The 18,247-nt window shown below is 61.2% G+C and carries 16 protein-coding genes and 1 pseudogene; 10 read left to right on the top strand and 7 right to left on the bottom strand.

The annotated features are described in order from the left end of the window. Nucleotides 1-157 precede the first annotated feature (157 nt). Complete coding sequence (locus tag HJB84_RS10955; protein WP_207584035.1) at nucleotides 158-1,384, bottom strand: YbfB/YjiJ family MFS transporter; 1,227 nt, start codon at nucleotides 1,382-1,384, stop codon at nucleotides 158-160. A gap of 145 nt (nucleotides 1,385-1,529) precedes the next feature. Beyond that, nucleotides 1,530-2,615 carry a nitronate monooxygenase family protein gene (locus HJB84_RS10950; RefSeq protein WP_221115928.1) on the bottom strand — a complete coding sequence of 362 codons (1,086 nt, stop codon included), beginning with the start codon at nucleotides 2,613-2,615 and terminating at the stop codon, nucleotides 1,530-1,532. 288 nt (nucleotides 2,616-2,903) lie between these two features. Here HJB84_RS10950 and HJB84_RS10945 point away from each other — a divergent pair, with 288 nt between their 5' ends. The 6 genes from HJB84_RS10945 (at nucleotide 2,904) to HJB84_RS10920 (ending at nucleotide 8,160) form a co-directional block, all read left to right on the top strand. Then, nucleotides 2,904-3,629, top strand: a complete 726-nt coding sequence (locus HJB84_RS10945) for an SDR family NAD(P)-dependent oxidoreductase (RefSeq protein WP_221115927.1) — start codon at nucleotides 2,904-2,906, stop codon at nucleotides 3,627-3,629. Next, nucleotides 3,623-4,129, top strand: coding sequence for a RidA family protein (locus tag HJB84_RS10940; protein ID WP_207584032.1), 507 nt, complete (start codon nucleotides 3,623-3,625; stop codon nucleotides 4,127-4,129). The genes HJB84_RS10945 and HJB84_RS10940 overlap by 7 nt, the downstream gene beginning before the upstream one ends. Continuing rightward, nucleotides 4,126-5,115: an enoyl-CoA hydratase/isomerase family protein gene (locus HJB84_RS10935; RefSeq protein WP_221115926.1), complete on the top strand. Its 990-nt coding sequence runs from the start codon at nucleotides 4,126-4,128 to the stop codon at nucleotides 5,113-5,115. The genes HJB84_RS10940 and HJB84_RS10935 overlap by 4 nt, the downstream gene beginning before the upstream one ends. An 87-nt stretch (nucleotides 5,116-5,202) precedes the next feature. Continuing rightward, complete coding sequence (locus tag HJB84_RS10930) at nucleotides 5,203-5,751, top strand: hypothetical protein (protein WP_207584030.1); 549 nt, start codon at nucleotides 5,203-5,205, stop codon at nucleotides 5,749-5,751. A 19-nt stretch (nucleotides 5,752-5,770) separates the two neighbouring features. Then, a complete protein-coding gene (locus HJB84_RS10925) occupies nucleotides 5,771-6,406 on the top strand; it encodes an isochorismatase family cysteine hydrolase (RefSeq protein WP_207584029.1) in 636 nt (211 codons plus the stop codon). 206 nt (nucleotides 6,407-6,612) lie between these two features. Continuing rightward, nucleotides 6,613-8,160 (top strand): aldehyde dehydrogenase (NADP(+)), encoded by a 1,548-nt coding sequence (locus HJB84_RS10920; RefSeq protein ID WP_221115925.1) that lies wholly within the window; start codon nucleotides 6,613-6,615, stop codon nucleotides 8,158-8,160. A gap of 52 nt (nucleotides 8,161-8,212) precedes the next feature. Here the strand turns inward: HJB84_RS10920 and HJB84_RS10915 are convergent, their stop codons facing one another. From HJB84_RS10915 to HJB84_RS10900, 4 genes are read right to left on the bottom strand one after another with little or no spacing between them, the layout of a single operon-like run. Next, on the bottom strand, nucleotides 8,213-8,806 hold the full coding sequence (locus tag HJB84_RS10915) for an NADPH-dependent FMN reductase (protein WP_077988599.1): 594 nt from the start codon (nucleotides 8,804-8,806) through the stop codon (nucleotides 8,213-8,215). A 52-nt stretch (nucleotides 8,807-8,858) separates the two neighbouring features. Then, nucleotides 8,859-9,887, bottom strand: a complete 1,029-nt coding sequence (locus HJB84_RS10910) for a D-cysteine desulfhydrase family protein (protein WP_207584027.1) — start codon at nucleotides 9,885-9,887, stop codon at nucleotides 8,859-8,861. A gap of 35 nt (nucleotides 9,888-9,922) precedes the next feature. After that, nucleotides 9,923-10,732: an SDR family oxidoreductase gene (locus tag HJB84_RS10905; RefSeq protein ID WP_207584026.1), complete on the bottom strand. Its 810-nt coding sequence runs from the start codon at nucleotides 10,730-10,732 to the stop codon at nucleotides 9,923-9,925. Between the two features lie 38 nt (nucleotides 10,733-10,770). Continuing rightward, entirely contained in the window at nucleotides 10,771-12,057 is a 1,287-nt protein-coding gene (locus HJB84_RS10900; RefSeq protein WP_207584025.1) for an epoxide hydrolase family protein, read from the bottom strand. Nucleotides 12,058-12,270: 213 nt separating this feature from the next. On the opposite strand from HJB84_RS10900, the gene HJB84_RS10895 reads away from it, so the two are divergent. Continuing rightward, nucleotides 12,271-12,939 carry a VOC family protein gene (locus HJB84_RS10895; protein WP_207584024.1) on the top strand — a complete coding sequence of 223 codons (669 nt, stop codon included), beginning with the start codon at nucleotides 12,271-12,273 and terminating at the stop codon, nucleotides 12,937-12,939. 236 nt (nucleotides 12,940-13,175) lie between these two features. On the opposite strand, the gene HJB84_RS10890 is transcribed toward HJB84_RS10895, so the two are convergent. Further along, on the bottom strand, nucleotides 13,176-14,108 hold the full coding sequence (locus tag HJB84_RS10890; RefSeq protein ID WP_207584023.1) for a LysR family transcriptional regulator: 933 nt from the start codon (nucleotides 14,106-14,108) through the stop codon (nucleotides 13,176-13,178). Nucleotides 14,109-14,356: 248 nt separating this feature from the next. Here HJB84_RS10890 and HJB84_RS10885 point away from each other — a divergent pair. From HJB84_RS10885 to HJB84_RS10875, 3 genes and pseudogenes are all read left to right on the top strand, one after another. Continuing rightward, nucleotides 14,357-15,025, top strand: a pseudogene (locus tag HJB84_RS10885) (response regulator transcription factor); the annotation flags it as partial. 138 nt (nucleotides 15,026-15,163) lie between these two features. Next, nucleotides 15,164-17,824: a PAS domain-containing sensor histidine kinase gene (locus tag HJB84_RS10880; protein WP_221115924.1), complete on the top strand. Its 2,661-nt coding sequence runs from the start codon at nucleotides 15,164-15,166 to the stop codon at nucleotides 17,822-17,824. Next, nucleotides 17,821-18,195, top strand: coding sequence for a response regulator (locus HJB84_RS10875; RefSeq protein WP_207584021.1), 375 nt, complete (start codon nucleotides 17,821-17,823; stop codon nucleotides 18,193-18,195). The genes HJB84_RS10880 and HJB84_RS10875 overlap by 4 nt, the downstream gene beginning before the upstream one ends. The last annotated feature ends 52 nt before the right edge of the window (nucleotides 18,196-18,247 follow it).

Raw genomic sequence — 18,247 nt, 5'->3', positions numbered from 1 at the left:
GCATGTAACTCTCCTCGTACTGGCCAACTTGGTTTACCCGTCTCTACGTCAGGGCAGCATGCGCAATCGATACCAACCCTTCTATTGTACGATGGTGTCGAGCATAAATTTGGAGATACGCGACGATCGCATCGGAGAAGATAGAAGCGCGTGATTTTCAAGTGGGACGGACCGAGCGCCCTACGGTCCTCGCATTCCGCTCGCTTGGAAACAGCAGGATCATCGCAACATAGATCGCGGCGCCGACTACGAGCGCAATGCTGGCGACGGCAAGCGCGAGATCGAACCCGGCGTCTACGTTCACCACATGCCTCATGATCACTCCTACGGCAGGCGGCCCCATGATCTGTCCGATCGCGAACACCGCCGTCAGTAGTCCCATGTAACGCGCGTGGTGGCTCGATCTGATCCGCCTAACTTCGTTCATGGCGAAGAAGCTGATCGCAGTGAACGGCAGGCCTACGAGAACGCTGCTGAGTGCAAGACCGAAAGCGTCCTGCCAGATAACCGACAGCCCCACCCCGACCGCCTGCACGAGGTATGCGGCAATCAGATGGAGCCGCACGTCGGCGCTATGCTCCACGCGCGCCGCCAGCAGCGATCCGACGACTGCCGCGACCCCGAAAAACGGCCAGAAGACGGTGAGCAAGGGTGAACCAGGAATGCTGTTCTTCGCGATCACCGGAAGATAGGTCGCCGTGACGATGTAGCCGAAGCCGGCCAGCCCGTATGCGATCGCAAATAGAGGCATTTCCGATTTCGGCACCTTGCCGGAGGCGCGCGTCGGCGCCCCCACCGAATAGGCGTCGGATGGCTTCGCGCTCTCGCCGAAGGTCTTCCAGATGATCCCGCTGATCGTGACGGAGATCGCGGCGAATATCAGCCAGGCGGTGTGGCCGGACAGCCCGAGAATGGTCATCCCGCTGGCGGCCAGCCCGGACACGGCGATGCCTGCGCCGGGTCCCGTGAATATGGCGCTTCCGATCGAGCTGCCGGTTCCCGAAAGCTGGGCGAGACACCAACCGGAGGTGAAGACGAATCCGATCGCCGAAGCGACGCCCGCCAAGAACCGAAGAGCGACCCAGGCCTCGGCGTAGGGCGCAGACATCAGAGCCGTAAGCAGAACCGTGGCCACTAGTGTCAGGCGTATGACGAAGGTATGGTCCCACCTCTTGGGTACTGCCATCGCCGCCAATGCACCGACCAGGTAGCCGACGTAGTTGGCAGTCGCGAGTCCTCCGGCTCGCGAAAGATCAAGGACGCCGTCGTGTAGCATCATCGGCAGAATTGGAGTGAATGCGAACCGCCCGACGCCCATGGCGATGGCGAGGGACGCCGATCCAGCGAGCACGACCACATATGGGCTGGGGCTGTGTTTAGACATGACGCTGTCCTTTGTTCGATTGGAGTATGTCGCCACGAATTCGCGCGACGGCTGCTCCCCTTCAGGTAGATTGGTCGAGGTCTGCGTGAACCGTCAGTCTGCGGCAGGCTGTCTGCCGGGATCCGCAAGGATCTGCGGGATGCCGTCAGGTAGGACTGCGGCGTGCGATAACGTCCAACGCGGATTGGTAGAGCTCTCGCGTCAATTCCTCGGCACCAACTTTCAAAGCAAGACGGGAGGCCTGCCCCGACCAGAGGTTCGTAAAATCATTCCTCGACTCCGCCTCGGCTTTTGCTCTGATGGGAACGAGAGCTCCTCCGGCAGTTGGAAATGCAGGCACGGCATCTGAGATTGGACCTAGATCGCGCATCAGACGGTTTACGATGCCTCTCGCTGGACGGCCGGTAAAAACGTTCGTTATCGCGGTGCTGTCGTCTCGGGCCGAAGCCAGCGCCTCTGCCTGAACTGCGGGAATCCTCGCCTCAGGGCAGAACAGGTAGGCTGTCCCGACCTGGACGGCGGAAGCTCCGAGCATCAGGGCGGCGGCGACACCTCTCCCGTCGGCGATCCCGCCGGCTGCGATGACCGGCACCCGCACCGCGTCGACCACCTGGGGCAGGAGCGCCATGATTCCAACCTGTGTCGTCATGTCCTGGCTCAAAAAATTCCCGCGATGTCCGCCGGCCTCGAAACCCATGGCGATGACTGCGTCGACGCCGTTTTTTTCGAGCCAGACGGCCTCAGCCACGGTCGTGGCGGACGATATGATCTTCGCGCCTGTCGCCTTCACACGCTGCACCAGTGATTTTTCGGGCAGCCCGAAATGAAAGCTCACGACCTCCGGTTTCAACTCCTCGACCACCTCGCAAAACGAAGAGTCGAATGGTGCACGGCCCGCCGTGGCGATCGGCGCGGCGGGGTCAAGTCCTGCGTCTACGAAGTAGGGCGCCAGCAGGGCTCTCCATCGCATCTGCGCTGCCAGATCTTCGGCGGGGGAAACATGTGAGAAGACGTTCACGTTCACAGGCGCGTGGGTAGCGCCGCGGATCTCATGGAGGGCCTGACGCAGCCCCTCGACGTTTAACTGAGCGCTTGGGAGAGACCCCAGACCGCCGGCCTTGGCCGCGGCGACGACCATTTCGACCGTCGTGGCTCCGGCCATCGGCGCCTGGATGATGGGAAGCTCGATTCCAAACAGGTCGAGAATTCGGCGATCCGGCCAGCGGGTCATGTGGACTCCTTGTCATGCGTGACGTTGCAACGCTGATACCTCCGGCCACGACCCGCGTCTATTGGACCTTGGTGTCCTGAAGAGCGACCCAATCCGAAGGTATTGGGAACACCTTGGTACAATATCGGGTCCCGATTTTCGGCGCGATTGTCGTGGCAGAGCGGACGACGGCGCGACCGCCGGGAAGCTCCCGGCCGATGGCTGGATCAACGCATCACACGAGGAACAAAGCGACCGACCGCCACCTGGCGGACGAAGGGTACCCGCGTCGCCACAACGGAGGCAGGCATGAAGGTGCATAAGACTGTTATCATCACAGGCGCGTCGCAAGGGATCGGAGCCGGACTCGTCAAGACGTTCCTGGACAAGGGCTGGAACGTCGTCGGAACCTCTCGGAACATCAGCGAGAGCACGCTTTTCGACCGTGCGGGGCGATTGGAACTGATCAGCGGCGACGTCGCGGATCCGAAAACCGCCGAGCGGGCGGCGGCGGCGGCGATTGAGCAGTTCGGCTCGATCGACGCACTCGTGAACAATGCCGGAGTGTTCTTCACCAAACCGTTCCTCGAATACACCATCGACGATTTCCGGCGGCTGTGCGCGACGAACGTCGAGGGATTCCTCCATTTCACGCAGCGCGCGATCGGACAAATGCTGCGCCAGAAGTCCGGCGGGAGCGTCGTGACGATCACGTCGTCGCTGACGGACCATCCGATTGCCGGCGTGACCGCGTCGCTTCCAATGGTTACCAAGGGCGGCCTCAACGCCGTCACCAAGAGCCTGGCGCTGGAGTTCGCCAAGGACAACATCCGCGTCAACGCCTTGTCTCCGGGGGTGGTCGACACTCCTCTCCATGCGAAAAACCCGCGGTCCTTCCTCGAATCCTTGTCGCCGATGGGGACTATCACGGCGGTTCAGGAGATCGTCGACGGCGTCGTCTATCTGACGGAATCCTCAAACATCACCGGGGAGGTGCTGCACGTCGACAACGGCGCACATCTGGGCAAATGGTAGTCGCGAGCGCTGAGGCGCGCATCAAGGAACTGGCGATATGCCTCCCGAAGGCGCCCACGCCATTCGGCGCGTATGTCGAAGCGTTCCAAAGCGGCTCGCTGCTTTTCCTAAGCGGCATGCTACCGGTCGCCGGACATTTGCCACTCTATACGGGCCTCGTCGGCCGCGAGCTGTCCGTCGCCGAAGGCTACGACGCGGCGCGGGCGGCCTGCCTTAGTGGTCTAGCCGCCGCGCAGTCGCAGCTAGGAACGCTGGACAGAATTCGATCGGTCGCCAAGCTGGGCGTCTATATCGCCTGCCCTGCCGATTTCCATGAACACCCCAAAGTCGCCGATGGAGCGTCGGAGCTATTGCTCGACGTGTTCGGTCCCGCCCGGCTCCCTCCCCGCATCGTCCTCGGCGTTTCCAGCATACCGCTTGGAATGCCGGTCGAGATCGAACTGGTCTTCGAGATCGGGCCAGCGTTTGCATCCCAAACCCAAGAACGGAGCCAGCCATGAAGGTCAGACAACCTACCAGGACAAGCGCAATCGCGATGTCGTCGAAAGCCCTTACCGCCGCGGCGCTACTGCTGCTTCCGGCGCTCGCCCTATCCGGTCAGACGAAGGTCGCCGAACAGGTGGACCGCGGTGCGGTCGTCAAGGCCCACGCAGGTCAGGAACATGCGCAGATCAAGGTGGACAAGCGGACGCCCGCCTACTGGCGTGTCACCTTCGACAATCCGCCCTTCAACATCTTCGGACCGGAGACGATCCCTCAGTTGGAGAAAGTGGTGGCCGCAATCGAGAGCGATCCCAATCTTAGAGTCGTCGTTTTCGACAGCGACGTACCGGGGTTCTTCCTCACCCACTACAACTTTACGCCGCCCCTCGCCGAATCCACCAGCCTTCCCTCTGGGCCTACGGGCTTGCACCCCCTGCCCGACATGCTGGTTCGCATCAGCAAATCGCCGGTCGTTTCAATCGCGCTGATCCGCGGCCGCGCGACCGGCGTCGGAAGCGAGCTTGCTCTCGCCAGCGACATGCGCTTCGCCAGCCGTCAGAAGGCAATTCTCTCACAGTGGGAGGTTGGCGCTGCCCTCGTCCCCGGCGGCGGCCCCATGGCAAGACTACCGCGACTGATGGGGCGCGGTCGAGCGCTCGAAGTTCTTCTCGGATCCGACGACATCAACGGCGATCTCGCTGAGGAGTACGGCTACGTCAACCGCTCCTTCGACGACGACAAACTCGATCCGTTCGTAGACGCCCTCGCGACGCGAATCTCCGGCTTCGACCGACAGGCCATTGCGGACACCAAGCGGCTGGTCGATTTCGCGAGCCTTCCGAGCGATCCCGAGATCGCCGCCGGCTGGGACGCCTTCATCACGTCGGTCCAGCGTCCGGCGGCGCAGAAGAACATCGGACGGCTGATGGAAATGGGCCTGCAGAAGGATCCGGACATCGAGGCCAAGCTCGGACACTACACGCAAACTCTGGCCGACCAGTAGGCCGAGACGGTGCCCGCGTGGCGAGCGGCAGGTCGCGCGCGGGCATCGGACATCCTTCAACGCACTCAACGACAATGGAGATATCCCATGCACAGTCTCGAACACCAGATCGTCGATTCAAGCTTTTCGGCCATCATCAATGCGCCGATCGAGAAGATCGACATCCCGACGTGGTGCTTCAATCTTCCTGAAAAAGAATATCAAGGCTGCTCGCCGGCCCACATCGCGGCAGGCTTCACCACCGCGGCCGACGGCACGCGGATGTCGATCAACGTCGAGACGATCGGCGGCAGCCTGATGGTCCAGCATTACCATGAGACACTCGGCGAAAAGGATCATCTCATCCTCGACTCCGATTCCGACGTCTTTACGCCCAACGGCCGGGTCACCATCCACGTCACCTGGGAACTGAGTGTGAAGAAGCTCGATGCGAACCGCTGCGAATTCACCAACCGCGTCCAATCCTTTGCAACGGACGAGATGATCGCCTTCCTCGATCGCCAGGGCATCCCGTTCGAACTCTTCCGAACGCAGCGACAGCCGATGTCCATCGCCCACAACAAAGGCGAGACGCCGCTGTTCGCTGCGAGCATTGAACGCGCAGCCCTGAAGAACTCCGCGACGAAGGCGGCCTGATCCGGCGAAGGAGAACATCATGACTGACCTATCCTTCGATCGAAGCAACACCGGACTGCTGGTGGTCGATCCCTACAACGACTTCATTTCTGAGGGTGGCAAGATCTGGCCGCGGATCAAGGAGGTCGCGGAGGCGAACAACTGCGTTCCACACATGCTTGAAGTGCTGACCGCCGCCCGCGAAGCTAAGCTCCGGGTGTTCTTCGCGATGCATCATCGCTACCGGGCCGGAGACTACGAGAACTGGAAGTACGTGGCGCCGATCCAGCGTGCGGCCTGGCACCGCAAGAGCTTCGAGTTCGGCACGTGGGGCGGTGAGTTCCGTGCCGAATTCGTGCCCGTGGCCGGCGAGGTCGTCGCATCGGAACACTGGTGCTCAAGCGGCTTCGCCAACACCGATCTCGATCTCGAGCTGAAACGGCACGGCATACAGCGTGTTATCGTGATCGGGTTGGTGGCCCACACCTGCATCGAGGCGACCGTCCGCTATGCGGTCGAGCTCGGCTACGACGTCACGGTCGTCAAGGACGCGGTCGCCGACTACTCGCCGGAAATGATGCACGCAGCCCTGGAGGTCAATCTTCCGAGCTACGCCAGTGCCATCGTCGACACAAAGGAAACCGTGGCGGCGATCGCTCTCACCCAGACGGCGTAAGGTCGACGCCGTTGCCAACAGCCATCCGGCGCGCGTCCTACCACACGCCGGATTTCTGACATCGAAAAGTAATACTATTTGCGCTTCGGGGGTTGGCACGTGCTTCGCCGAACCTTATTTGAATTCGACAGCCAGCCGCGGACGCCTCGCATCACTCCCCCATTTTGTTGGAAGGCGGCCCGCTCATCATTTCGAAAGGATCCACGATGACACTCTCAGGCGACCTTCTTATCGGCGGCGCAAACGTGCGCGGTGCCGCCTCAGCGTTCTTCGCGACCAATCCTGCGAACGGCAACACCATGGAGCCGAACTTCGCAGGCGCGACGAAGGAGCAGGTCGAGCAGGCCGCAGCGTTGGCCTGGGACGCCTTCCCGGCCTACAAGGAGACGTCGCTCGAAGATCGGGCCCGCTTCCTGGAAGCGATAGCGGAAGGAATTCTGGCCCTTGGCGACGAACTCGTCATGCGAGCGATCGACGAGACGGGACTGCCGCGTGGCCGCATCGAAGGAGAGCGTGCCCGGACGGTCGGACAGCTTAGGCTTTTCGCGAAGGAGGTCCGAGACGGTGCTTTCCAGGACTTGCGTTTCGATCCCGCCGACGCCGACCGCAAGCCGGTGGCGAAGCCCGACCTTCGGCTCCGCAACATCGCTCTCGGACCGGTCGCAGTGTTCGGGGCGTCGAACTTCCCCCTAGCCTTTTCTGTCGCTGGCGGCGACACCGCCTCTGCCCTCGCAGCAGGATGTCCGGTGATCGTCAAGGCGCATTCCGCCCATCCCGGAACCTCCGCACTCGTTGGCAAGGCCGTCGTTGACGCCGTCGCGGCATGTGGGCTTCCGTCGGGGACTTTCGCGCTTTTGTTCGACGCAGGATTCGAGGTCGGCCAGACCCTTGTCGCCGACCATCGTATTCGCGCCGTCGGCTTCACCGGCTCGCGCCGTGGCGGGACAGCGCTGATGAAGATCGCATCGGAGCGGAAGCAGCCCATACCCGTCTACGCCGAAATGAGCAGCATCAACCCCGTCATCCTCTATCCGAACGCACTATTCAGCCGGGGCGCGGAAATCGGAAGATCGTTCGCGGCTTCGCTCATCCTCGGCGCCGGTCAATTCTGCACGAATCCTGGGCTGATCATCGCCATCGAGGGTGCGGGCCTTGACGCCTTCGTCGATAGCGCGGCGGCGGCCTTGGCGGAAGCGCCGGCTCAGACCATGCTGACAGGCGGCATCTGCGAGGCGTATCGAAAGGGCGTTGCAAGGCTTGCGTCGTCACCATCCGTATCGCAGGTCTCTGTCGGGAAGGACGGAACGGCTCATCAGGCCTCGGCCGCGCTTTTCCAGACGACGGCGGCTTCCTTTCTCGCCAATCCGGAGCTTCAGGAAGAAGTTTTCGGCGCGGCGGGACTGATCGTTCGCTGCAGTGACCACGACGATCTGCGCAGGGTCGTCGAATCCTTGGAAGGTCAGTTGACCATCGCGCTACACGTGGATGCCGAAGACGTCGTCGCCGCCTCCAAGATGATCCCGCAGTTGGAACTTCTCGCCGGACGGCTCCTCGTCAACGGCTTCGGGACGGGCGTCGAGGTCTCCCCGGCGATGGTCCATGGCGGACCTTATCCGGCGACGTCGGACGGAAGATCGACGTCGGTAGGCACATTGGCGATCTACCGTTTCCTGCGCCCGGTGTCCTACCAGGACTTCCCGGCAGACCTGCTTCCAGCTCCACTCAAGAATAGCAATTCCGCCGCTCGCGTGTAGACGATAAACTGGAGCGGGGGCGCTGACGCCCCCGCTCCTTGTCTCGCAGAGGTTACACCTCTGAAGCCTTCGCAGCCATCGTGGCCTTCGCCCACCAGACCAGCTCGTCCAGCGCAGTCTTCGCCGACGGCAGCAGGTTGGCTTCGATCTCTTCGATCGGCTTGTTGCCGCCCATCGAGAAGACGGTGAAGAAGTCGCTGCCGCCGATATGAACGGCCGCATGCGTGGAAACCATCTGCAGCTCGACGCCGATTCCGCGCAGATGCTCGAGTGCGCGCGACCCGCCCGCCGTGCCATAGGCGATCGCGGTGAACGGCTTGCGTGCCCATTCCACGTATGACTGGTCGAGGGCGTTCTTCAGCACGCCGGTGATCGAGCGATTGTATTCCGCGACGACGAAGATGTACCCGTCGTAGCGGGCCACGGTCTGCTGCCAACGAACGGCTTCCGCACTCTGGCTTGGTGCGTAGGCGTTCGACGCGACCTCGTCGAAGAACGGCAGCGGATGGTCGCGCAGATCGACGATTTCGACGTCGATGTCGTCGCGAGCCTGAGCCTGCTTCAGTATCCACTGTGCGGGCTTGTCGGCGAAACGGGTCGGCCGGGTGGAGCCGATGATGATGGCGATCTTAGGTTTCGTGGGCATGGCATTCCTCGTTTTATGTCGGGTTGATGATAATGACCCTCCGGGGAGAGGATCAGTCGCTGCTCAGGGCGTCTGCATAGGCATAGAGCCCAGGAGAACCTCCCGTCATGACGAACAGGACGTTCGATCCTGGCGCGATGACTTCGTTTTCGATATCGGACAGCAGGCCGGCAAAGGCCTTCCCTCCGTAGACGGGATCCAGAAGCAGGCCTTCAGTGCGGCCGACGAGATTGACTGCTTTGACCATCTCGGACGTCGGCATGCCGTAGCCGCTACCGAGCTGAGCGCCGTCTATCGCCAGCTCCTCCCCTCGAATTCGGTATTGCTCCCCGAGAAGGTCGAAGACAGCGTTGACTTTTTCCACCGTCGCGGCGACGCACGCCTCCGCTGGCGAGAGAACGGTATACGCTCTGATCCTCGACGGATCTTTTCCGGCTAAAACAGCTCCTGCGGCGAGACCGGCGTGCATGCCGCCGCTGCCATTCGGGACAATCATCTGGTCGAACGCGACGCCGATTTCGGTCGATTGCACTTCGACTTCGAGTGCGCAGTCAATGTAGCCTAAAGCTCCGACCGGCGTTGAACCACCAAGCGTGCCCACGAAAGCCTTGCTTCCAGCCGCGGCGATTTCCGACGCGCGGCTCCTGGCGAATGCGCCCGCATCATCGCCCGTGCCGAGGAGGTGGACACGGGCGCCAAAGAGCCGATCCAACAAGACGTTGCCGTTCGTCTGGTAGATCTCGGTCCCGCGGGGCACCATTTGAGCCAGAACGACCTCGCATGCCATTCCGGTTCTGGCGCAGGCGGCCGCGGCCAGACGAGCGAAGTTCGACTGCACGCCGCCAGTTACGACGAGAGTGTCGCAGCCTTCCGACAGGGCCTGGCCGATCAGGAATTCGAGCTTGCGTAGCTTGTTGCCCCCGCCCCCCAGTTCCATCAGATCGTCTCGCTTCGCCCAGATCGAGACGCCTCGTCGACGCTCGCCGAGGACTTGCTCCAGACGATCCAGCCGCTGGATCGGCGTCGGTCCGTTCACCAGGCGCACGCGCGGAAAACCGTTCAAAAGATTCCAGTCGGACATCTCTGCTTCTCTTCTTATGTGTTGTCCCACCGGTTTCAAGACGCCAGTGCCGGCGTCCGGTAGCGCGGGGCGGGAACGTTGCGAGAAAGGTTCGGCATCAGCTTCTGGCGAGCCGCCTCATATGCGTTCCAGTCGGCGATGTCGGGAACCGACGGAAGGGTGATCAGCTCGCCCATGTCGAGACCGGCGAGCGCCGCATCGACGGCGTCTTCCGCCTTCATGACGATCTGGTCCGGAAGACGGTCAAGCGAGCCGCCTGACGCTTCCCAGAACGGCGTCTCCACTGCGCCGGGAAGTACGGCCTGGATTCGGATGTTTTTTTCTGCGAGTTCCTTCTGCAGAGAGAACGTCAGAGCGATGACGAACGCCTTCGTTGCGCCGTAGACCCCGTTGAGGATCTCGGGAGCGATGCCTAATGCGGAAGCCATGTTGACGATCGTGCCGTGCTCGCGTGCGACGAAGGACGGCGCGACGGCATAGACGAGACGAGTAAGAGCCGTCACGTTGATCGCAATCATTTTTTCCATCGCCTCGACGTCGGACATGAGCAACGGTTCGACTGCGCCCACCCCGGCGTTGTTGACGAGCATGGTGATCGACGGGTCGCTCCGAAGGATTCCTTCGACCTTCGAGAGGTCGTCGCGCTGGCCGAGATCCGCCCGGACGGTCTTTATCTTCCGACCGGTCGAACTTGCGATGTCCTTGCTGATCCTGGCGAGCGCATCCTGGCTGCGCGCCACCAGTATCAGGTCGTAGCCGCGGCGGGCGAGCCTGTCGGCGTAGAGCGCGCCGATACCCGACGATCCACCGGTGATCAGTGCAGTGCCTCTTGGAAAGTTTGTCATTGTCATTTCTCCTTTATTGCGGTGCTTTGGATAAAGCGTCAGCGCAGCGTTCTGAACGCCGCCCGAAGCTCCGATGCGAAAAGGTCTGGCTGCTCCCAGGCGGCGAAGTGGCCGCCCTTGTCGACTTTGTTGTAGTAGATGAGGTTGTGGTACGCCTTCTCGGCCCAGCTCCTCGGAGCCTGGTAGATCTCGCCGGGGAACACCGTGATCGCAGCCGGAATCTTGATGTCGACGGCGTTGAAGTTGTTGGCGTTGTTCTCCCAGTAGAGCCGCGCACCTGACGTCGCGGTCCCTGTGAACCAGTAGAGGGAGATGTCGTCGAGCATCTCGTCCTTAGTCAGCGACTGCTCCGGGTCGCCGCCGCTGTAGGTCCAGTCGGCGAACTTGTCGTAGTACCAGGCGGCGAGACCGACCGGTGAATCGGTCAACGCATAGCCCAGCGTCTGCGGCCGCGTGACCATCATCAAAGCGTAGGCCGCGCCCTTCGTGTACAGCGCGTTCATCTGCTCGTAGGCGGCCTTCTCGTCTTCGGAAAGCCCGGCCGGCGCGGGTTCGCCATCGGCGAGCGCCTTCGCAATGTCGGGCGGAACGGTCGCCGGCATGTTCGTGTGAATGCCGAGCAGTCCGTCCGGTGCCTGCGCCGCCATCTTGTCGGATACGACAGCGCCCCAGTCCCCGCCCTGCGACACATAACGGTCGTAGCCGAGCCGCTTCATCAGCACGTGCCACGCCCACCCGATGCGGTCCGGGCCCCATCCGGTTTCGCTTGGGACTTCCGAGAAGCCGTAGCCGGGCATCGACGGTATGACGACGTGGAAGGCGTCCTCCGCGGCGCCGCCGTGAGCGGCCGGATCGGTGAGCGGCCCGATCGTCTTGACGAGTTCGAGCACCGATCCGGGCCAGCCGTGCGTCATGATCAGCGGCAGGGCGTCCGCGTGCTTGGACTTGACGTGAATGAAGTGAATGTCGAGGCCATCGATCCTAGTCATGAACTGCGTATGCGCGTTTAGCTTCTTCTCGCCGCGCCGCCAGTCGTATTCCTTGCCCCAGTACTCCACGAGCGGCTTTAGCTTTTGAAGCTGCGCGCCTTGCGAACGGTCGGAAACCGTCTCCTTGCCAGGCCAACGTGTCGCACAGACACGGCGGCGCAGCTCATCGACCTCCTCCTGCGGGATTGCGCACTTGAAGGGGCGGATAGCATCGCCCTCCGTCGCCGCCCTGACGGGCTTGGGGAGAATGCTGAGTGCGGCGGTCGCGGCTGTGACTGCAAGCAGTTCGCGCCGCGTCGTCGATAGTGCGGTTCTCGCTTCTACTCCTGCTGACATGACGTCCTCCGTTGAAACTGAATGGTTGGAATGCGTCTAAGGGATCGTCCGGCAGGGCTGCCGAGGATATTGTTCGAAGGTATTGGCGATACCAATGGATCGGTTACCGACGTGCTCGACGCATCGACACCTTGGGACAATGGACATCGGGGACAGCGACGGCGCATCGTGCCGATCGCGGTGAAAGTGACCGCGATTAACAGGGAGATCGAGATGGCTATCCAAGAACCCACCCCAACCAAATCCGCGCGCGCGGATCACATCGACATGAAGCTCGAAGTCGTCGTCATTCCCGTGTCCGACGTCGATCGCGCCAAGTCCTTCTACACTGGCCTTGGCTGGAGGCTCGACGCCGACGTCTCTGGCAAGGACGGTTTTCGCGTCGTGCAGGTGACCCCTCCAGGCTCGCCTTGCTCCACGATTTTCGGATCGAATGTGACGGCCGCCTCACCCGGTTCCGCTCAAGGCCTCCACTTGGTCGTTACCGACATCGAGATGGCGCACGCGGCTCTTGCCTCCCGCGGCGCCGAGATGAGCGGCGTCTTTCACGACGCCGGCGGCGTCTTCCATCACAAGGGCGCCGACCAGCGGCTGCCAGGACCACATCCCTCCCGGTCGAGCTACGGTTCTTTCGCCTCCTTCTCCGACCCGGACGGAAACGGCTGGCTCCTACAGGAAGTCACGGCGAGACTTCCTGGTCGCATCGACACCAAAGGTGCAGCGTTCACATCCGCCGGCGACCTCGCAGAGGCGCTGCGCAGGGCCGCGGCCGCCCATGGCGAGCATGAGAAGCGCGACGGCGGCAAGCACGACGAGGCGTGGCCAGAATGGTACGCCGACTATCTGGTCAAAGAGCAGTCTGGCCAAACCCTGCCGACGTGACCTCCTGAACGAAAGCCTGCGCCCCAGGCAACCATCTCCGCCCCGAGCATTTCGCAAGAACGCCGGTCCTCTCGGGCCGGCGTTCCCGCTGGCTACCAGCGACACTCGTCCGTCCGCCTCGGTTGACGAGCACCGAGCCGGTGCCGAGCTCATCACCGTGTCTAGGAGGTTAGCTGGGAAGGACGTCGCGGAGAACCGTCGCTTGCCTGCAGGCAGCCAACCGCGTTTCGGCACAATTATTCGAGGCTTCCGGATTCCGCGGCGATGCGTCCAAGTTCCGAACGTAGACGCGGAACTGCAAAGTCGATGAAGGTTCGAACTTTCGGAACGGCTGCGCGTCCTTGAGGGGTCAGGATGTGAACTGGCAGCGCAGGTGGCTCCGCCTGATGAAGAACGACTCTTAGGCGACCGTCGCGGACATATTCTGCGACGTGATACGAATAGAGCCGCGTCACGCCCATTCCTTCGGCGGCCGATGCCGCAGCCGCTCGGACGCTGTTGACGAGATAGCGTGGGGTGAAGTGAACGGTTCTTGGGACGGAAGTGCCTTTGGCCGGCGCGAAGCTCCAGGATTCGAGGCCGAAGTTCGAGAAGGCGATCAAGTCGTGGCGGGAGAGATCCGACGGCTCAGTGATTGCGGCTCGACTGTCGAGATATTGCGGCGCGGCGACCACGACGCGGCGAACATCTCCGCCAATGCGCGTGGACATGTGGGTCGAGTCGGCGAGATTTCCGATCCTCAGGGCGAAGTCCACTCCCTCGTCGACCAGGTTCACGAAGCGATCGAGCATCAAAAGCCGAACGGAGACGTTGGCGTTCTCACGAAGGAAGCTGTCGAGGATCGGCCGGAGCACCTCTTCGCCCAGGATGGGCGGCGCCGAAATTGTCAGCGTTCCTCGCGGAGAGGATCGCTCTGAGCCGGCGATCATGTCCGCCTCCTCGAGATCGACAAGCACCCTGCGGCATGCTTCGACATATCTCTGGCCCGCTTCGCTGAGCTTTAGACTCCTTGTCGTTCGGTGAAGGAGCTCCACGCCAACATGTTGCTCAAGCAGACCCAATGCCCGACTGATCGCAGTCGGGGACCGCTTCAGCCTACGAGCGGCGCCCGCCAGGCTTCCTTCTTCAACCGCAGTGACAAAGACCTTCATTGCATCGATACGATCCATTATCTGCTCCTGACCGCTTTAGGCGCCGGCGAGCCGCGCGAAGTTGCCGGTCACGGGCCTTCTACCCAACAAGCAGGTGACGCGCGACCCTTAAGGCCCGATACCATCGTACAATGGACTTCCCCGCTGGACCGATCATTCTGTCCAGGCTTGCTAAGCGAACTGATGATTTTGTCGCCAAGCGCACATTTTGTGATACCATTTTTCGGGAAGTTGGCGACGACCTGGACAGCTCTTTGGGAGAGCACATGTACCGGATGACCTCCACGGTGACGACTTCGAACCTAGGCGATCAGGATCGACCGACAGTCTTCGTCGTTGATGACGACATCTCAGTGCGAGAATCGCTGGAGCTGCTGATTGGCTCCGCCGGGTGGCGACCCCTGCTTTTCGACTCCGCGCATAGTTTTCTCGAAGCACCGGTTCTGGCCTCTCCCTGCTGCCTGGTTCTTGACGTGAATATGCCAGGACTGAACGGCCTCGATCTCCAGAGCATGATTACGATAAGCCGGAGCAGGATGCCGATCATATTCGTGTCCGGTTTCGGCGACGTCCCGACGACCGTGAAAGCTCTCAAAGGAGGCGCGTTGGATTTCCTTACCAAACCGATCGAGACGGTTGCGTTCCTGGAGGCCGTGAGCTCGGCGTTGGAACAGAGCGCGGCCATGTTGCGTGACGATAGCAACCTGCTTGCGCTGCAAGGGTGTTACGAGGCGCTTACCAAGCGCGAACGAGAGGTCATGGTGCGCGTGGTCAAAGGGCTTCTCAACAAGCAAGTGGCATACGAGTTGGATATCAGCGAGATCACCGTCAAGGCGCATCGCGGCCAAGTCATGCGGAAGATGTGCGCCCGAACTCTTCCCGACCTCGTGAACATGGCCGCGCGCCTTCGGCTGGAGGAGCCACCCGAAATTCACTGTAAAGCCTCGATCGGCGCGCGGCACAACTTGGTAGAACCCGGCGATAACGGCACAACCGATACCATAGGATAATATACGGCAGGTTGATTAAAACGCACGGTATCCTGAGGGTGCAATCCCGCGAAAAGGATAGATATGAGCGTGGAACTCGTTCGGGTTCTGGAAGCGTTGCCAGGAATGGCTTTTACCGCCCTCCCGGACGGCAGCATCGATTTCATGAACGCCAATTTGGTTGATTTCCTCGGGCTTGGCGAAGCGGTGACGGTTTGGCCACTAGCCGCCTCTCCCGCAGACTTGCGGAACACGAGACAGCAGTGGTACGCGCTGCTGTCCGGACGCGAGCCTTTCGAAATCACATTGCCAATAAGTCACCCCACCGCCGCGTTGCAGGAATTGCATGTCCGCTGCAAGCCATTGATCGACAACGACCGGGTGGAGAGGTGGTACGGCTTGGCGACCGAGGGGGCGGACATTGCATCGCGACCAGAGATGCGACACGGCGCCGCCGCGAAGGCATCGGAAAATCAGACTATCTTGGAAAGTATTCCGGCCGGCATAGGAGTTCTCGATTCGAACGGAAACGTCGAGGCGATCAACGGCCACCTCCTGCAATACTATGGTCGGTCGCTTGATGAACTACGTTCCTGGGGTCGAAGTGATGTCGTCCATCCCGATGACATGCAGGGGTTAACCAAAGCCATTCAACGGGCGGTCGATAAAGGCACCGCCTACGAGGCCGAGGTACGGCTCCGGCGCGCCGACGGCGAATATCGATGGTTCAGGATTGTCGGTTGTCCCCTCGCGGATGAAAGCGGCGCCGTCGCACGTTGGTACGCGCTTCATATCGATATCGATGATCGGCGGAAAGCCGAGGAAGCGCTGCGGTTCAACGAACTGGCATTTCGCAACATCGTTAACGCGATGCCAGTCACCGTATGGACGTGCCGCCCCGATGGCTACTGCGACTTCGTGAACGATAGATGGCTTGAATATGCAGGAATGAATGCCGAACAAGCCGAAGGCTCCGGTTGGGAATCCGTCATTCATCCGGAGGACGCCAGCGATCTCGCAAAGTTTTGGAACGCGTCACTGATATCGGGCCGACCTGCTGATTTCGAAGCGCGAATGCGTGGAAGCGATGGCGCATACCGGTGGTTTCTCTTTCGCGCAACGCCGCTTCTCGGAGACGACGGTACGGTCGTAAAGTGGTATGGAACCCACATCGATATCGAAGACCGGAAGCGCGCGGAACGAGCACTGGCCGAACGGGAGCGTGAGTCCCGTTTGATCGTCGACGGCATCGCGGGCATGATCGCGATCTTCTCGCCGGATGCCCAGTTGATCGATGGCAATCAGCAGATCCTCGACTATTTCGAGCGTCCGCTCTCAGAGTTGAACGACTGGTCGAGCAACGGCATCACGCACCCGGACGATCTGCAGACCTGCATCGATAGCTTCATGGGTTCAATCGCCACGGGAGAACCATACGACTACGAAACCCGCTTTCTGCGGCACGACGGCACCTGGAGATGGTTCCAGCTTCGAGGGCTTCCCCTTCGCGACGCCGAAGGCAAGATCATCCGTTGGTATGGACTATTGACGGATATCGACGACCGAAAGCGAGCCGAGGAGAAGCTTCGCAGAAGCGAGGCTTTCCTCGCGGACGCTCAACGCCTCAGCAAGACGGGGAGTTTCCTGCTCAATCTCGGCACAAGCGAAGTCACCTGGTCGGCGGAAACCTATCGTATCTTCGAAGTCGATCCGACGACGCCGGTGACGCTCGACATCGTCCTGTCCCGTCTGGATCCCGATAGTCTAGCTACGGTGGAGCAGGTTATCGATCAAGCCAACAGAGGGGCCGGCGACTTCGACTACGACATAACCCTGATAACGCCGAGCCAATCGCCAAAATACGTACGGGTGCTTGCGCATAGTGAGCGGAACAGGGATGGGGATCAGGAATTGATCGGCGCCGTGCAGGACGTCACCGAGAGCCGGAAGGCGGAAGATGCGCTCAATCGGGCGCGATCAGAACTGTCCTACGTAACTCGCGTTACGAGCCTCGGCGTGTTGACCGCGTCAATTGCTCACGAGGTGAATCAACCGCTAGCTGGCATGGTGACCAATGCGGAGACTTGTCTGCGAGTTCTGGCTTCGAATCCTCCAAATCTCGATATCGCGAAGGACACGGCCCGGCGAACGATCCGCGACGCCAACCGCGCTGCCGACGTGATCGCCCGTCTTTGGGAATTGTTTAGCCGCAAACCGCCGCACCTCGAGGCAGTCGACATCAATGAGATTGCCGAGGAAGTCATCGCACTGATATCGAGCGATCTGCAGCATGCGAAAACGTCATTGACGGCCGACTTCGCAAACGATTTGCCGCGCGTGACCGGCGCTCGCGTGCAGCTTCAGCAAGTTATCATGAACCTGCTTCGAAATTCGATCGAGGCGATGCCGGCCGCGGGAGATCGGCCGCGACGAATTCGTTTGAGGACAGAGGGAGGCCTTCGAGAAATCCGGCTCTACATCGAGGATACCGGCGTAGGCTTTGCCCCCCAGGGGGTGGACCGAATTTACGACGCTTTTTACACGACGAAGCCAGACGGCATGGGAATCGGCCTCTCTGTCAGTCGTTCGATTATAGAGAACCATCAAGGCCGGCTGTGGGCTGCACCAAACGCTGACCATGGTGCTACCGTAGGATTTTCGCTCCCGACATCTCCGAGCGGCGACGGGGAAAGTATCGGTCGGTCGGCGGTACCGACGGCAAGTGATATGCGGAGGAATTTATGACTACCAGCAAGAAACATGTCTCGGTCGTCGACGACGACGAATCCGTCCGCGAAGCCCTACCGGATCTCCTCCGCTCGTTCGGTCTGTCTGTGGAAGCTTTTGCGTCCGCTGAGGCTTTTTTGAATTCTAAGTCGCCACAAACCAGCGACGGCATGATCCTCGACGTGGCAATGCCTGGCATGACCGGGCCGGAGCTTCAGCAGGAACTCGGTCGGAGAGGCCAAAGGATTTCTATCATTTTCATAACGGCGATCAGGGATGAGGACGTGCGGGCGAGGTTGATACGCGAAGGTGCCTCGGACTGTCTGTTCAAGCCCTTCAGTGCCGACGAACTTCAGGATGCATTGCGCCTCGCATCGTTGTTAGACTGATCGAGGGTGGCGGACCTGGAATGCCTGCAATCCGACATAGGCGTAGGTACTA

The organism is Rhizobium sp. NZLR1b, assembly GCF_019685155.1.
GTDB lineage: Bacteria > Pseudomonadota > Alphaproteobacteria > Rhizobiales > Rhizobiaceae > Rhizobium.
This window is presented reverse-complemented; position numbering and strand designations above follow the sequence as displayed.

Excerpts from the sequence above, each read along its gene's own strand:
- HJB84_RS10955 (WP_207584035.1), bottom strand. The coding sequence starts at position 1,384 with ATGTCTAAACACAGCCCCAGCCCATATGTGGTCGTGCTCGCTGGATCG.
- HJB84_RS10950 (WP_221115928.1), bottom strand. The coding sequence starts at position 2,615 with ATGACCCGCTGGCCGGATCGCCGAATTCTCGACCTGTTTGGAATCGAG.
- HJB84_RS10945 (WP_221115927.1), top strand. The coding sequence starts at position 2,904 with ATGAAGGTGCATAAGACTGTTATCATCACAGGCGCGTCGCAAGGGATC.
- HJB84_RS10940 (WP_207584032.1), top strand. The coding sequence starts at position 3,623 with ATGGTAGTCGCGAGCGCTGAGGCGCGCATCAAGGAACTGGCGATATGC.
- HJB84_RS10935 (WP_221115926.1), top strand. The coding sequence starts at position 4,126 with ATGAAGGTCAGACAACCTACCAGGACAAGCGCAATCGCGATGTCGTCG.
- HJB84_RS10930 (WP_207584030.1), top strand. The coding sequence starts at position 5,203 with ATGCACAGTCTCGAACACCAGATCGTCGATTCAAGCTTTTCGGCCATC.
- HJB84_RS10925 (WP_207584029.1), top strand. The coding sequence starts at position 5,771 with ATGACTGACCTATCCTTCGATCGAAGCAACACCGGACTGCTGGTGGTC.
- HJB84_RS10920 (WP_221115925.1), top strand. The coding sequence starts at position 6,613 with ATGACACTCTCAGGCGACCTTCTTATCGGCGGCGCAAACGTGCGCGGT.
- HJB84_RS10915 (WP_077988599.1), bottom strand. The coding sequence starts at position 8,806 with ATGCCCACGAAACCTAAGATCGCCATCATCATCGGCTCCACCCGGCCG.
- HJB84_RS10910 (WP_207584027.1), bottom strand. The coding sequence starts at position 9,887 with ATGTCCGACTGGAATCTTTTGAACGGTTTTCCGCGCGTGCGCCTGGTG.
- HJB84_RS10905 (WP_207584026.1), bottom strand. The coding sequence starts at position 10,732 with ATGACAAACTTTCCAAGAGGCACTGCACTGATCACCGGTGGATCGTCG.
- HJB84_RS10900 (WP_207584025.1), bottom strand. The coding sequence starts at position 12,057 with ATGTCAGCAGGAGTAGAAGCGAGAACCGCACTATCGACGACGCGGCGC.
- HJB84_RS10895 (WP_207584024.1), top strand. The coding sequence starts at position 12,271 with ATGGCTATCCAAGAACCCACCCCAACCAAATCCGCGCGCGCGGATCAC.
- HJB84_RS10890 (WP_207584023.1), bottom strand. The coding sequence starts at position 14,108 with ATGGATCGTATCGATGCAATGAAGGTCTTTGTCACTGCGGTTGAAGAA.
- HJB84_RS10880 (WP_221115924.1), top strand. The coding sequence starts at position 15,164 with ATGAGCGTGGAACTCGTTCGGGTTCTGGAAGCGTTGCCAGGAATGGCT.
- HJB84_RS10875 (WP_207584021.1), top strand. The coding sequence starts at position 17,821 with ATGACTACCAGCAAGAAACATGTCTCGGTCGTCGACGACGACGAATCC.